This is a genomic window from Halorientalis litorea (assembly GCF_023028225.1).
GTDB classification, from domain to species: Archaea; Halobacteriota; Halobacteria; order Halobacteriales; family Haloarculaceae; genus Halorientalis; species Halorientalis litorea.
Genome location: NZ_CP095482.1, coordinates 2,067,514 through 2,080,834 on the forward strand (window position 1 = coordinate 2,067,514; position 13,321 = coordinate 2,080,834).

The following is a 13,321-nucleotide window of genomic DNA, read 5'->3' on the forward strand; positions in this document are numbered from 1 at the left end:
CACGCACTACTTGGTAGGGGTGTGTGGAATTACCTGTGGACTCGGACTACAATGACAACAGTAGCCATTGGGTAGTCTATGCAGACGGGTCGACGGTTCGACCACCCGGGTCGGTCACAGGCACGCGGGACCGCGCCAGTCCCGCCGCTCGACGGTACTCACCTCGGGGACCCGACGCCGCCGTCGTCCGTGGGGGATTCCTCGGCATCGCCGGGTGTTTCCTCGCCGTCCATCGGCGACTCTTCGGCACCGCCGGGGGTACCCTCGCCGTCCGGTGAGCCACAGCCAGCGACCGCGAGGGCACCGGCGGCGGCGAGTCCTGCAAGCGCGCGTCGTCTGCTGATTCGGTCTTGCATCGCGTCCGACCGTACCACGGACGGCAGGTTGACATCCTCCTCCGGCTAAAGCCGGAGGAATCCCGAGCGTTGGGATATTAGGGTTTGCAGTCTCCCTGTTCTCTCGGTGTGAACCGTCCGCTCTCGCGGTCGAACAGGTAGACTCCGGGCTGTGCCAACCAGCCGTTACTCATATCCCCGGTTGGGGGACTCTGAGTTATCTTTCGTCGGATGTTCACCGCTCCGTTCACGTCTGCGTTCATCGTCGTCTCGCACGACGAACAAACGTACAGACCACGCTCCACACGGTTGCTATCTCGAATCTGCCCGCAACACGAACACGTCTTAGAGGTGTTCTCCTCGTCAACGCGGTCAACGAGGATACCGTGTTCCTCGGCTTTGTATTCAAGCAGACGGGCGAATCGGTCGAACTCCCAGCCGTGCAACTTCTTGTTCCCCGACGCTCCCCAGTCCCGTGACCCGCCGTCGTCGTCCTCTCGAATCTCACTGAGGTCGCCAACTGCTATCTTCTCCACGCCTTCTTCGACACACCGCTCAATGATGTGTTTCGAGAGCGTGTGGAGGAAGTGGTCTTTGCGCCGGGAGAGTTTCCGACGAGCCTTTCGCGCACGCTTGCTTGGGCCGTTCTCGCCTTCGGTCTGGTACTCCTCGCGGGTGAAGTAGTGCTTGTCCTCTTTCAGCACATTCCCCGGATACAACTCCGAGGGACCGTCCCCGTAGTCGATGGCGAGGTAGTTACTAATGCCGAGGTCGATACCCGCCGTCTTCTCGCCGGGGGCGTCCTCGACGGGAATTTCCTTCTTGCAGACGAGGTGCAGTTCCCAGCGGTTGCCGTTCCAGACGGCACGCACCTGTTGGATGTTCTCCACCTGTACGTCGGGGCGGGTTTCGTACTCCGCGAGGATGTAGTCAGATCGATTCTCTTTCAGGTTGAAGCCTTTTGAGAGCCGGAGTTGGCCGTGCTTGTCGTCGTGTTTGATGCCCTTCTGTTTCCACGTCACGGTCGAGCGTGGATGGTCATCGCCACGTTTCCGGTAGCCCGGTGGGTTGTTGCCGTCGTCGGAGTTGTACCAGCCCGTGAACGCCTCAGCAAGTTCTTCGAGAACTCGCTGACTTGACTGAGAATGGAGGTCACTGTAGCGTTCGTGGTCTTTCAACTCCGATTTCAGTTCGGCTTCGTCGGGTATTTCGCCATCGTCATCCCACCGTTGTTGGATATAGTAGCGACCGACGTTCCACAGTTTCGATGCGGCAAACCCGCACTGGTCGAGGTCGTCACGAACCTGACTGTGGTTCGTGATGCGTGCGACGTAGGTGCGGGTCGTCTCCAGCATCGTACTGTGTTCATAACTAGTTATGAAACAAAGTGTATTAAAGTATGTGTTTGACGTGGAATATCCGGCCTGTCGGAGTCGGTGGAAAGAATCACTGAGTGACGGCGCGTATCCACGCCGTGAACGGCGCGGTATTGCGCCTGTTCAGCCTATAAATCGGCGCGACCGTTGCACCGACGGGTACTGTTTCGAACTGTTCCGGAGACATCCCGCAAGCGACCGGTGTGGACGGTGCAACGAGACATTAGTCACCGCCCGGTGATGCCGACAGTACACGTCCCGATGGCCACTCCGCTACAGCACGCACGTTCGAGTCCCCTCGTCGTCGCAGTCGCCGTGGTCCTGTCGCTCGCGGTCACCGTCGGCAGCGTCCCGGTAGGTGCTACCGCCCTCGCGTCTCTCGCCGTCACCGGCCCGGGCGTCGTCGACGGCGGCGACTCGCCTGCCGTCGCGTCGTGGCAATCCGCGACCGTCACCGTCTCTCTCGCGGACGCGGACGAACCGCGGGACCTGTGCCTCCACCTCAACACGAGCGAACGACAGCGACCGCTCGGGTGCCGTTCGCTCGCTGACACCGCCGGCGGTACGGCGACAGTGTCCGTCGAGCAGTGGCCGGTGAACCAGTCGGGGACGGTGACGCTCGTCGCCGTCACGGCGGGTGCGAACGGGACGCTCGACCGTACCGAGCGGCCCCTCCTCGTCCTCGCACCCGGGGACGACTACGACGACGACGGCCGTCCCAACCGGGCGGAACGTACAGGCGAGACCGACCCGATGCTGGCGGACACGGACGGCGATGGTCTCGAAGACGGCCCGGAAGTCGATGCCTACGGGACGGACCCCACCGCGAGAGACACGGACGGGGACGACCTCGCGGACGACCTCGAAGTCCGGGAGTACGGGACGGACCCAACCGCGAGAGACACGGACGGGGACGGCCTCCCGGACGGGGACGAAGTCACGATGTACGAGACGGACCCGACGCGGGCGGATACGGACGGGGACGGCCTCGAAGACGGGACAGAGGTCGACCGGACGGGGACTGACCCGGCGCGGGCAGACACGGACGGGGACGGCCTCGAAGACGGCCCGGAGGTCAACGCCTACGAGACGGACCCGACGCGGGCGGACACGGACGGTGACGGCGTCGACGACGGTGCCGAAGTGAACCAGCACGGGACGGACCCGACGCGGGCGGACACGGACGGGGACGGCTTCGACGACGGGGCGGAGGTACACCAGTACGGCACCGACCCGACGCGGGCCAACACCGCGCCGGAAGAGGGGGGAGGGTGGCTTATTCTCCCCGTCGTCCCGGTCCAGGGACCGGTCGGTCCTCTCCTTCTGGGGACCGTGCTGTCGGGTGTCGTGGCGGTGTTGACCGTGGTCGCCGTCCGGGCGTGGCGGGAACGGGCGGCGAGGGACACCGCCGACGCGGACCCGCACCGTCCGGGACGGACGCGCTCCGACGCACCCCACTCCGACGCCGAACGGGTCCGCCGTCTCCTCGACGCGAACGACGGCCGACTGCCCCAGTCCGAAATCGTCGCCCGGACAGACTGGTCGAAGTCGAAGGTGAGCCGCGTCCTCTCCTCGATGGCCGAGGACGGCGACGTGCGCAAGATACGCGTCGGCCGGGAGAACCTCGTTGCCCGTCCCGGAGACGAACCCGAACACGCAAAGCGCGTGTTCGGGGAGTGAATTGCACCGACGGACAGCGTTACGGGACTCGCGGCCGAGGGGCGGGTATGGACGCGGAGGTATCGATCGGGGTCGACGTCGGCGGCACCTTCACCGACGTGGTGTTGCTCGTCGGTGACGACCGGACGACGGCCAAGGTTCCGACGACCGAGGACCAAAGCGAGGGCGTCCTCGCGGGCGTCGAGACTGCCTGTGCGGCCGCCGACTGCCCGGCGGCGGCGGTAGACAGTTTTCGCCACGCGATGACCGTCTCGGTGAACGCACTACTGGAGGGGACGGGCGCGCGGACGGCACTCGTCACCACCGAGGGCTTCGCCGACGTGCTCGAAATCGGGCGACAGGACCGCCCCGCGCTGTACGACTTGGACGCCGAGAAACCGGACCCGCTGGTGCCCCGTGAGCGACGGTTCGAGGTGCGAGAGCGAGCGACGCCCGAGGGCGTCGAGACAGTGCCCGACGAGGGGGCCGTCCGAGAAATTGCCGAGGACGTGGCGGCGAGCGACGCCGAGAGCGTCGCCGTCTCGTTCCTGCACGCCTACGCCGCCCCCGACAACGAGCGGACCGTCGCCGCGACGCTCCGGGAGACACTCGACGTACCAGTGACGACTTCCCACGACGTGTTGGCGACCTTCCGCGAGTACGAGCGCACGGCCACTACCGTCGCGGAGGCCTACGTCACACCCGCAATCGCCGACTACCTCGGTCGCCTCCAGTCGCGGGCGACAGACCGGGGCCTGCCCGCGCCGCGGGTGATGCAGTCGAACGGCGGCATCGCCGACGCTGGAACCGTCAGCGACCACGCCGCGGCGACGGTGCTGTCCGGGCCGGCCGCGGGCGTCGTCGGCGCGTCGCGCGTCGCCGGGCCTGCCGTCGAGGAAGCCGGCCTCGTCACGCTCGACATGGGTGGCACGTCCACGGACGTGAGCCTCGTCCGCGACGGCGACGTGGCGCGTACGACGGACGCCGACGTGGGCGGGCACCCGGTCAGGATACCCATGGTCGACATCGAGACGGTCGGTGCGGGCGGTGGCTCCGTCGCGTGGGTCGACGAGGGCGGCGCGCTCCGCGTCGGCCCGCAGTCGGCGGGAGCCGACCCCGGCCCCGCCTGCTACGGGAAGGGCGGGACGGACCCGACGGTCACCGACGCGGCACTCGCGCTGGGCTATCTCGGCCCCGACACGACGCTCGGCGACGGCCTCACGCTCGACTCCGACGCCGCCACGGAGGCTCTCGCTACCCTCGCCGCCGAGGCCGGACTGGACGGCCCGACGGCCGCCGCCCGGGGCGTCTACCGGATCGCCAACGCGACGATGACGCGGGCCATCCGTGGCGTGACCGTCGAGCGCGGGCACGACCCGCGGACGTTCGCGCTGGCGGCCTTCGGCGGTGCCGGCCCGATGCACGCCGCCGCCCTCGCCGCCCGACTCGACGTCGAGCGCGTCGTCGTCCCGCCCGCAGAGGGCGTCCTCTCGGCACTCGGCCTGCTGGCGGCCGACGAACGCCACGACGCCGTCCGCACCCGGCGGACCGCCGTCGCCGAGGCGGACGCCACGGCCGTCGAGGACACCTACGCCGCCCTCGCTGAGGAGGTGCTCGCGGAGACGACGGCCCCCGACGCGGCCACTGTCGCCCGGGCCGCGGACTGTCGGTACGCCGGCCAGAGTTTCGAGTTGTCCGTCCCGGTCCCCGACCCGTTCGACGCCGACACCGTGCGTGCCCGCTTCCACGACGCTCACGAACGCGTTCGCGGCTACCGGATGGAGGGCGAACCAGTGACGCTCGTCACCCTCCGCGCGACGGCGACGGTTCCAGGCGAGCGGCCGACCCTCCCACACGACCCCACCGGCGACCCGCGGACGGGGACGCGCGAGGCCGTTTTCACGACGAGCGATGGGACGGACGAACGCGACACACGCCGCCACGAAACGCCTGTGTACGACCGCGAGCGGGTCCCACCGGGTGCATCCTACGACGGCCCCGCAATCTTCGAGGGCGGGGAGAGCACCGTCGTCCTCCCCCCGGCGTGGGCCGCGAGCGTAACGGACGAGGGGGCACTCGTGTTGGAGGCTGACCGATGACCGACCACGACCTCGATGCTGTCGAACCACCTTTTACTTCGTCGGGGCGCGGCACGGCCGCGCCCGCTCCTCGCAAAAGCTGGGCCAAAACGACCTGCGTGCTCCCGTCGGTCACACGCAGTGAACGAGGTGACCGATGACCGACCACGACATCGATGCTGTCTCCCTCGAAATCCTCCGCACCCAGTTGGAGAGCGTCGCCGAGGAGATGGGACAGGTGCTGATACGCGGCGCGTACTCGCCGAACATCACCGAGCGGCGGGACTGCTCGACGGCACTGTTCGACGCCGACGGGCGACTCGTCGCACAGGCCGAACACATCCCGGTCCACCTCGGCGCGATGCCCGCGGCCGTCGACGCCGTCCTCGACTGTGACCCCGAGCCCGGCGACGTGTTCGTCCTGAACGACCCGTTCCGTGGCGGGACACACCTCCCCGACGTGACGCTCGTCTCGCCGATGGCTCCCGAGGGTGAGATTCTCGGCTACGCCGTCTCCCGCGCCCACCACGCCGACGTGGGTGGGATGACCCCCGGGAGCATGCCCGCCGGAGCGCGGGATATCCAGCAGGAGGGTGTCAGGATTCCGCCGGTCCGCCTCGTCGAGCGCGGGTCGGTCGTCGCGGACGTGGAGTCGTTCCTGTTGGCGAACGTCCGCAACCCGGCGGAACGCCGGGCGGACCTCCGGGCACAGCGGGCGGCCAACGACCGTGGCGAGGCCCGAACCGGTGACCTCCTCGACGCTCACGGCGAGCGTCTCCTGACGGCCTTCTCGGCGGTCATCGACTACTCCCGCGAGCGCGTCGAGGCGGAACTCGGTGCCCTCCCGGACGGGGAGTACCACGCCACAGACGTGCTGGAGGGCGACGGCGTCACCGGGCGGGGGGCGGGCGAGGACCCGGCCGACCGGGACATCCCCGTCGCGGTGACCGTCACCGTCGACGGCGCGACGGTGGATGTGGACTTCACCGGCACCGCCGACCAAGTCCCGGGCAACGTGAACGCGCCGCTGTCGGTGGCGAAAAGCGCGGTGTACTACGTGATTCGGTGTATCACAGACCCGGATATCCCGCCGAATCAGGGGTGTTACGACCCGGTGACGGTTCGGGCACCGGAGGGGTCGTTGCTGAACCCGCGGCCGCCAGCGGCCGTCGTCGGGGGGAACGTCGAAACCAGCCAGCGGGTCACGGACGTGGTGTTCGCGGCACTCGCCGAGGCAGCCCCCGACCGGGTCCCCGCGGCCGGGCAGGGGACGATGAACAACCTCGTCGTCGGCGACGCCGACTTCCAGTACTACGAGACAATCGGCGGCGGCACGGGCGCGCGGCCGACCGGCGACGGCCTCGCCGGCGTTCAGGTCGGGATGACGAACACGCTCAACACGCCCGTCGAGGCCGTCGAGGCGGCCTACCCGCTCCGGGTCACTGAGTACGCGCTCCGCGAGGATAGCGGCGGTGCGGGTCGGTACCGCGGCGGCGACGGCCTCGTCCGCGAACTCCGCGTGCTTACTGACGCCACCGTGTCCTTGCTCACGGAGCGTCGTCGGCACGCGCCCCGCGGATTGGCCGGCGGTGCGGACGGCGCGCCTGGCCGGAACCTGATAGACGGCGACCCCGTTCCGGCGAAGACGACCTGCGAGGTGTCCGCGGGGACGACCGTCAGAATCGAGACACCGGGCGGTGGCGGACACGGTGACGCGGACGCCGAGTAGCGGAGGGCGGGGACTACCGTGCCGCCGACCCGAGGTACCGTCTCACTCCCACGCCTTCTTCATGTACGCCAGTGCCGCCCCGAGCATCGCCATGTTGCCCCAGAAGGCCAGGCGGTCGCCGCTCCCGTCCTCGTCGTTCCAGAAGTCGTGCATCGTCGGAGTCACGACGGCGAGGAACGTCACCACCGCGCCGGTTGCCAGCCGCGGCAGTCGCCAGAGAGCCAGACAGAGGCCACTGACAAACATCATTCCCGAGGCCAACGGGGCCGCGAGGTCGGGGAAGGGCACACCCTCGGACTCGGCGTACTCGATTGCCTCCTCGATGTCCCGGAAGTCCTCGGTCGCTTGGAGTGCCAACCCGAGGCCGAACAGTACCCGACCGAGTCGCGCCGGCGTGTCACTCTCGCCTGTCGCTCCCTCGTCCGTGTCTCCCTGCATACACACACCTACTCGCGCAGACGACATAACTTGGGGGCTTGACTGACCGACTGAGCGGTCCCGTCCGGGTTCGAGACGCCGGGCGGTAGCGGGCACGGTGACGCGGACGACGAGTAGAAGACGGCGAGTGACACGGTTGCAGCGCGTCCAGTGCGGGTGTAGTGTACGGACTCCGTTCAGCGTCGCGGACAGGCAGGCGTCACGCCGACTGGCGGAGTGCCTGTAGCTGGTGCCACGCGTTCTCGTAGCCGAGGACGTACACGCCGACGACCAGCGCGAGTGTTCCCATGTAGAGCTCCCACAGTCCGAACACCGACTGTCCTGCCAGAAGGTTCGTGAGTGCCGCCTGCTCGGCCAGCAGTCCGGCGACGGTGAAAAATACCGACCCGACGGCGGTGACGACGAAACCGAGCAGTTCCCCGAGCGGTCCGTACGCGATGTCGGTCATACGTCGACTGGGGCCGGAGAAACGCATAGCACTTTCGGTGACTCGAAACGATTAGGATGGTGGCCGGAAACCGTCGTACTATGGGACGATACGGCAACATCGACTACCCAACCATGGCGAAACGCGGGTTCTTCGTCGGACTCGCGCTGTTCCTCGTCGGCGCGCTCGGTGGACTCGTCGGTCCGGCAGTCGCCGGTCCCCTGCCGCAGTGGGAGGCGACGCTCCTGTTCGACTTGGAAGTGCTTGGCCTCCTCGTCGGCTTCTTCTCGCCGATGCTGTTCGGCGTCGTACTCCCGCTCACGGAGTGACGGACCGGTTGCACGGAGACGCGAGGCTTTTGCCTCGCTGGCAGTAACTCGCCGTATGGAGAGCCTCGAATCCGAGTTGGCCCGCGCCCGCGAGTTGGACGTGGCCGTCATCGCCGACGCCATCGAGTCCATCGGGTTCGAGTGTACGCGCTGTGGGGCCTGTTGTAAAGCCGAGACGTGCGGTGAGGATACGGCACAGACCGACGACGCGGCTGGGGGAGACACCGAACCGCACACGGCGACGGTGTTCCCCGACGAGATTCGCCGACTACAGGCGACCGACGACTACGACTTCCGGGACGTGGCGCGCCCGATGCCGTACGGACTGACCGACGGCAGTGACGGCCCGGAGGGTGAAACCTTCGAGTGGGCACTCCAGACCGACGACTGCGGGGACTGCACGTTCTACGACGAAGCCGACGACGGCACCGGTGCCTGCACGGTCCACGGGGACCGGCCGCTCATCTGTCGTACGTACCCCTTCTCCGTCGCGCTCGGCGGGACGAGCCAGCCGATGGGCGAGGCCGTCGACAGCGCGGGGCCGACGGTATCGGGTACGGACGGAACCCCGGCGGGCGAGTCCGCCGACGGCGAGCGGTTGGTCCGCGCGCACGAGTGCGAGGGGTTGGGGCGGGACATCTCGCGGGCCGACGCCGAGGCGTTGGCGGCGGCACTCAAGACGCGGGCGGTGCGGGAACTGGAGGAAGCCATCGCGGTCAGGGACAACTACGAGGCGGTCGACCCCGGGCCGGGTGGGGTGGTCGTTCACGACTCCGAAGGGGCGAAACGGCCGGACGGGTCGCCAGTCGAGTGACGCCGTGAGTCGCCCCGTCCCCCGAAGCGACGGGCAACTTCTATGACGGAGGCCGCCTATTCGTCTGTGGAGGTCTACACCCTTGGAAATCTCTGAGAAACTCCTGTGTCTGTTCAGTGCGGAGGTCACGAGCGACGGCGACTCGTACACTGTCGAAATTCCCAAACGCGAAGTCGACACTGGCTCTATCGACCCCGGTGAGACGTATCGCGTCGCTCTCATCGCGAGCGAGGACGACGCCGAACCGACTTCCGAACCGGAAGAGCCGTCGACCGAGCCACAGCCGCCGGTCGAACCCGGCGAGATACGCTACGTCGAAATCGAGGACATCGGCAAGCAGGGCGACGGCATCGCCCGCGTCGAACGCGGGTACGTCATCATCGTCCCCGGTGCCGAAATCGGCGAGCGCGTCAAGATAGAGGTCACGGAGGTCAAGTCGAACTTCGCAGTCGGCGAAATCATCGACGAGGGCGTCTAGCTTTCCCGACCGTACCAACGGCCCCGGGACACAGCCACTCGCGCGCGCTCTCGTCGCCTCCTGAACCACCAAACCGCCAGACAGCGACCGGTTAATCGACCGTACCAAACCCGCTAAGGGTCGTCCTACCGTTCGGACTAGTATGAGTGCTACAGCGTCGTCGAACGCGCCAGCCGAGACGACACTCACGGACAAACAGCGCGCGATTCTCGTGTATCTCCGTGACAACGCCGACGAGCAGACCTACTTCAAGTCACGGCTCATCGGCGAGGAACTCGACATGTCCGCCAAGGAAGTCGGGACGAACATGCCCGCCATCCAGCAGGGCGAGTTCGATATCGAGGTCGAGAAGTGGGGCTACTCCTCCTCGACGACGTGGAAAGTGACCGCCTGAGAGTCTAGGGGTCGTACTGCACGAGTTCGTCCGCGACGGACGCGAGCGTCGCGGCGTCGGCGTCGAAGGAGTCGGCGTAGCGAACCAGCAGGAGGAGGACCGTCTCCGGGTCTTGGACGGTGTAGCCGTCGGTCCGCGAGAGCAGGCCTGCGGCTTCGAGGTCGGCCGCGTAGTTACTGACTGTCGGTGCCGACACGCCCAACTGCGTGGCTATCTCGCTGGCCGTCAGGTCCGGGTCGCGCAGGAGGGCGACGAGCATCCCCCGCGGCGTGTCGCGGCGCAGGTACCCCAGCGTGACCTGCTCGAACGTCGAGAACTGCCCGGCAGGGAAGTACCGCTGGTAGTCGCCGTCGGCGCGTTGCTCCAGCGTCCCGTCGCCGACGAGACGGCGGAGGTGGTGTTGGGTCTCGCCGGTCCCGAGTTGCAGGTCGTCGCGTATCTTCGAGAAGTGCGCGCCGGGGGTCGCTGACACGTAGCCGGCGATGGCGTCGGGGGCGTCGCTGTCGCTCTCACCGGTAAAGCCCGAGAAGGGGGCGGCGGCACCGAGGGCGGCGAAGCGGCGGAGTGTCGCCCGCTTGTCTTCGTCAACGCCCTCGTCTGTCATACGTATCGGTTAGCAAGACTGGCCTAAAACGCTTCGCCTGCGGGTCCGGGCCCGTTACGTGCCGTCTGCTCCGTCGTCGCCCTCCGCGTCCATCTCCGCGTCCATCTCCTCGATGACCTCGTCGGGGTCTCTGATGTCGGCGGGGTCCTCGCCAGCCTTGACCGCCTGTGCGGCCTGTTCCATCTCCTCGACGTCGACTTCCGCCGACTTGTCGATCTCGCCGAGTATCTCCTCGATGTTGTCGAGGCCGAGCATCTCGCGGGTCTCTTGGTCGAACTCGAGGCTGTCGAGGTCGGACTCGCCGTTGGCCTTGACGTCGCTCCCCGTGAGGTGTTTCCCGTAGCGGCCCACGAGCGAGGTCAGTTCCTGCGGCAGGACGAACTTCGTCGACTCGCCCTTGCCGATCTCTTCCAGCGTCTCCATCCCCTTCTCGATGACGGCGCGTTCGCCCATCGACTCGGCGGATTTCGCGCGGAGGACGGTCGAGATGGCGTCACCTTGGGCTTCGAGAATCTGGCTCTGCTTCTCACCCTGTGCGCGGATGATGTTGGACTGCTTGTCACCCTCGGCCTTCTCGACGGCGGAGCGGCGTTCCCCTTGGGCTTCGAGAATCATCGCACGGCGGCGACGCTCGGCGGAGGTCTGTTGCTCCATCGCCTGCTGGACGTCTTGGGAGGGGTTGACCTCCCGGACTTCGACGGACTCGACGCGGATACCCCACTCGTCGGTCGGTTCGTCGAGTTCCTTGCGTATCTTGGCGTTTATCTCCTGGCGTTTGTTCAGCGTGTCGTCCAGTTCCATGTCGCCGAGCACGGCGCGGAGCGTGGTCTGGGCGAGGTTCGAGACGGCGCGCTTGTAGTCCTCGACTTCGAGGTAGGCCTTCTTGGCGTCCATCACCTTGATGTAGACGACCGCGTCGGCCGTCACCGGCGAGTTGTCCCGCGTAATCGCCTCTTGGCGCGGCACGTCGAGTGTCTGCGTCCGCATGTCGAACCTGTGGGTCCGCGAAACGAACGGTGGGACGAAGTTGATACCCGGTTCGAGCAGTTTCCGGTACTCGCCGAACACCGTCAGTGCCCGCTTCTCCGTCGCGTCGACGATTTCCACCGCGCTGTAGACGGCGATGATGGCGATACCGAGGAGGAGGAGGAACAGCAGTCCGAACCCTCCGCCTAAAACCAGTGGTACTAGTGCGGGGAGCATCGTCTCAAGGTTGGTGCGTGCGAGTGAAAAGCGTTCGGTACGGAGTCCCGTGGTGGTGGTGACGGCGACGCCGTGCCGGACGGCGCGGAAGGGTGTCGTGGAGTCATCTTCCGCAGGGTGTGGACAACGAACCGCATGCTGTGGTGGACAGCCAGCCGGTGTATGGCTCCAAATGGCTTACCTATCGACCACCCCCGGCCCGTCGTGCCCACACACGCTAGCCCGCCGCGATGGCGGGTGGCTCACAACCGACGTGTGCGGGCGGTCACCCGTCGCGCTGTACGTCTGCCGTCTGATGGACATTACAGTTCAACGAACGTCCGGCCTTGGTAATAAAATTTGGGTATAAGGGAACTAATATCGCCCTACAGTGTTGGACACAATAACAAAAATCGCTCTGGGGTTGAGATAATTTCATTGTATTCGGTACGACTGGGCGTTTCACGAATACGGGCGGTCGAACGAGGCGGGCGGCGAAGGGACGGGCAGCGAACGGTGGCTCAGGCGGTGTCCGCGTCGGCCTCGGTGTTGGTGTCAGGGTCGGACTCGTCGGCGGCGTCGCGGGCGAGTTCGCGGTCGATTTCGTCCTCGATGTCGTCGATGGCCTCGACGGTGAGGACGTTGCCGCCGCCGGGGTTGATGACCAGTACCTCGGTACCCTCCGGGATCTCACCGCTGACGGTTCGAGCGCGGTAGACGGGGTTGAAGCCGCCGCCGTCGATTTTCACCTCTCCCTCGTTGCGGGTGACGCGCTCGGTAACTCGGCCCGTCTTCCCGCGCAGGTCGTCCGAGTCGCTCGTCTGCCCGGCACCCTTGCCGCCGTAGAAGTCGAACTGCCGGTACCCGTAGAGGGCGATACCGCCGGAGACGAGGACCAACGCCGCCAACACCAGCGGTGCGAACAGCCCGAGACTGGGCGGCAAGAACAACCCGACGAGGCCCGCGGTCAGGAGTGCCACTCCGAGGACGATGAAGTGCGCGCCGGGCGCGAGTGCCTCGGCGATGACCAGCACCGCCCCCACGAACACGAGCAACACCGGGAGGTCCGTAATCAGGGACTCGACCATACCCGCGAGTAGGGGTGCCCGGCGGTTAACCCTTCGGGAGCGACCACCACACGCGCCTACGTGTCTCTTCGTGTGCGGTTCGCGTCGGGCGGTCCCGGCTCAGATGAGGCCCGCGATAGAGAGGAACAGGAGGAGAGTCGAGGCGAAGCCGAGAGCCACGAAGAACGCGTTCTCGGCCGTCGGTTGCCCGGGTTCGACGCCGTCCTCGACGGTCAGCGACCCGGCGACGTTGCCACCGTCCTCCCCGTCGCCACCGTCGTGTTCGTCACTCCGCTCGCGCGCACCGCTCCCGTCGTCCACGGCCGCCGGGTCGTCCGTGGTCTCGTCGTCGAGGTCGTCGAGCGTGAACTGCCACTCATCGTCCTCGGAATCAGCCATACCTTCGGTAGT

The 13,321-nt window shown here is 67.0% G+C and carries 15 protein-coding genes; 7 read left to right on the top strand and 8 right to left on the bottom strand.

Going from position 1 to position 13,321, the window contains the following annotated elements; genetic code table 11:
- Positions 1–158: 158 nt before the first annotated feature.
- Complete coding sequence (locus MUG95_RS11155; RefSeq protein WP_247007246.1) at positions 159–356, bottom strand: twin-arginine translocation signal domain-containing protein; 198 nt, start codon at positions 354–356, stop codon at positions 159–161.
- 77 nt (positions 357–433) lie between these two features.
- Positions 434–1,690 (bottom strand): RNA-guided endonuclease InsQ/TnpB family protein, encoded by a 1,257-nt coding sequence (locus MUG95_RS11160; protein ID WP_247007248.1) that lies wholly within the window; start codon positions 1,688–1,690, stop codon positions 434–436.
- 261 nt (positions 1,691–1,951) lie between these two features.
- Between MUG95_RS11160 and MUG95_RS11165 the strand changes: the two genes are divergently transcribed.
- From MUG95_RS11165 to MUG95_RS11175, 3 genes are all read left to right on the top strand, one after another.
- Complete coding sequence (locus MUG95_RS11165) at positions 1,952–3,391, top strand: helix-turn-helix transcriptional regulator (RefSeq protein WP_247007253.1); 1,440 nt, start codon at positions 1,952–1,954, stop codon at positions 3,389–3,391.
- A 47-nt stretch (positions 3,392–3,438) separates the two neighbouring features.
- Positions 3,439–5,469, top strand: a complete 2,031-nt coding sequence (locus tag MUG95_RS11170; protein ID WP_247007255.1) for a hydantoinase/oxoprolinase family protein — start codon at positions 3,439–3,441, stop codon at positions 5,467–5,469.
- A gap of 136 nt (positions 5,470–5,605) precedes the next feature.
- Positions 5,606–7,177, top strand: coding sequence for a hydantoinase B/oxoprolinase family protein (locus MUG95_RS11175; RefSeq protein ID WP_247007262.1), 1,572 nt, complete (start codon positions 5,606–5,608; stop codon positions 7,175–7,177).
- A 42-nt stretch (positions 7,178–7,219) separates the two neighbouring features.
- Here MUG95_RS11175 and MUG95_RS11180 read toward each other — a convergent pair whose 3' ends face one another.
- Entirely contained in the window at positions 7,220–7,615 is a 396-nt protein-coding gene (locus MUG95_RS11180; RefSeq protein WP_247007265.1) for a DoxX family protein, read from the bottom strand.
- Between the two features lie 199 nt (positions 7,616–7,814).
- Positions 7,815–8,063, bottom strand: a complete 249-nt coding sequence (locus MUG95_RS11185) for a DUF8151 family protein (protein ID WP_247007267.1) — start codon at positions 8,061–8,063, stop codon at positions 7,815–7,817.
- Between the two features lie 80 nt (positions 8,064–8,143).
- Between MUG95_RS11185 and MUG95_RS11190 the strand changes: the two genes are divergently transcribed.
- The 4 genes from MUG95_RS11190 (at position 8,144) to MUG95_RS11205 (ending at position 10,057) form a co-directional block, all read left to right on the top strand.
- Positions 8,144–8,371: a DUF7860 family protein gene (locus MUG95_RS11190; protein WP_247007269.1), complete on the top strand. Its 228-nt coding sequence runs from the start codon at positions 8,144–8,146 to the stop codon at positions 8,369–8,371.
- A gap of 55 nt (positions 8,372–8,426) precedes the next feature.
- Positions 8,427–9,185, top strand: a complete 759-nt coding sequence (locus MUG95_RS11195; RefSeq protein WP_247007271.1) for a YkgJ family cysteine cluster protein — start codon at positions 8,427–8,429, stop codon at positions 9,183–9,185.
- A gap of 82 nt (positions 9,186–9,267) precedes the next feature.
- Positions 9,268–9,663 carry a TRAM domain-containing protein gene (locus MUG95_RS11200; protein ID WP_247007274.1) on the top strand — a complete coding sequence of 132 codons (396 nt, stop codon included), beginning with the start codon at positions 9,268–9,270 and terminating at the stop codon, positions 9,661–9,663.
- Positions 9,664–9,805: 142 nt separating this feature from the next.
- On the top strand, positions 9,806–10,057 hold the full coding sequence (locus MUG95_RS11205) for a DUF7123 family protein (protein WP_247007276.1): 252 nt from the start codon (positions 9,806–9,808) through the stop codon (positions 10,055–10,057).
- A gap of 4 nt (positions 10,058–10,061) precedes the next feature.
- On the opposite strand, the gene MUG95_RS11210 is transcribed toward MUG95_RS11205, so the two are convergent.
- The 4 genes from MUG95_RS11210 to MUG95_RS11225 all read right to left on the bottom strand — a co-directional run bounded on the left by MUG95_RS11210 (position 10,062) and on the right by MUG95_RS11225 (position 13,309).
- Positions 10,062–10,661 carry a winged helix-turn-helix transcriptional regulator gene (locus MUG95_RS11210; RefSeq protein WP_247007285.1) on the bottom strand — a complete coding sequence of 200 codons (600 nt, stop codon included), beginning with the start codon at positions 10,659–10,661 and terminating at the stop codon, positions 10,062–10,064.
- A gap of 54 nt (positions 10,662–10,715) precedes the next feature.
- On the bottom strand, positions 10,716–11,864 hold the full coding sequence (locus MUG95_RS11215) for an SPFH domain-containing protein (protein WP_247007287.1): 1,149 nt from the start codon (positions 11,862–11,864) through the stop codon (positions 10,716–10,718).
- 500 nt (positions 11,865–12,364) lie between these two features.
- Positions 12,365–12,931, bottom strand: a complete 567-nt coding sequence (locus MUG95_RS11220) for an NfeD family protein (protein WP_247007289.1) — start codon at positions 12,929–12,931, stop codon at positions 12,365–12,367.
- Between the two features lie 99 nt (positions 12,932–13,030).
- A complete protein-coding gene (locus tag MUG95_RS11225) occupies positions 13,031–13,309 on the bottom strand; it encodes a DUF7312 domain-containing protein (RefSeq protein WP_247007291.1) in 279 nt (92 codons plus the stop codon).
- Positions 13,310–13,321: the final 12 nt, after the last annotated feature.

Excerpts from the sequence above, each read along its gene's own strand:
- MUG95_RS11165 (WP_247007253.1), top strand. The coding sequence starts at position 1,952 with ATGCCGACAGTACACGTCCCGATGGCCACTCCGCTACAGCACGCACGT.
- MUG95_RS11180 (WP_247007265.1), bottom strand. The coding sequence starts at position 7,615 with ATGCAGGGAGACACGGACGAGGGAGCGACAGGCGAGAGTGACACGCCG.
- MUG95_RS11160 (WP_247007248.1), bottom strand. The coding sequence starts at position 1,690 with ATGCTGGAGACGACCCGCACCTACGTCGCACGCATCACGAACCACAGT.
- MUG95_RS11215 (WP_247007287.1), bottom strand. The coding sequence starts at position 11,864 with ATGCTCCCCGCACTAGTACCACTGGTTTTAGGCGGAGGGTTCGGACTG.
- MUG95_RS11185 (WP_247007267.1), bottom strand. The coding sequence starts at position 8,063 with ATGACCGACATCGCGTACGGACCGCTCGGGGAACTGCTCGGTTTCGTC.
- MUG95_RS11225 (WP_247007291.1), bottom strand. The coding sequence starts at position 13,309 with ATGGCTGATTCCGAGGACGATGAGTGGCAGTTCACGCTCGACGACCTC.
- MUG95_RS11175 (WP_247007262.1), top strand. The coding sequence starts at position 5,606 with ATGACCGACCACGACATCGATGCTGTCTCCCTCGAAATCCTCCGCACC.
- MUG95_RS11170 (WP_247007255.1), top strand. The coding sequence starts at position 3,439 with ATGGACGCGGAGGTATCGATCGGGGTCGACGTCGGCGGCACCTTCACC.
- MUG95_RS11220 (WP_247007289.1), bottom strand. The coding sequence starts at position 12,931 with ATGGTCGAGTCCCTGATTACGGACCTCCCGGTGTTGCTCGTGTTCGTG.
- MUG95_RS11155 (WP_247007246.1), bottom strand. The coding sequence starts at position 356 with ATGCAAGACCGAATCAGCAGACGACGCGCGCTTGCAGGACTCGCCGCC.
- MUG95_RS11195 (WP_247007271.1), top strand. The coding sequence starts at position 8,427 with ATGGAGAGCCTCGAATCCGAGTTGGCCCGCGCCCGCGAGTTGGACGTG.
- MUG95_RS11210 (WP_247007285.1), bottom strand. The coding sequence starts at position 10,661 with ATGACAGACGAGGGCGTTGACGAAGACAAGCGGGCGACACTCCGCCGC.
- MUG95_RS11205 (WP_247007276.1), top strand. The coding sequence starts at position 9,806 with ATGAGTGCTACAGCGTCGTCGAACGCGCCAGCCGAGACGACACTCACG.
- MUG95_RS11190 (WP_247007269.1), top strand. The coding sequence starts at position 8,144 with ATGGGACGATACGGCAACATCGACTACCCAACCATGGCGAAACGCGGG.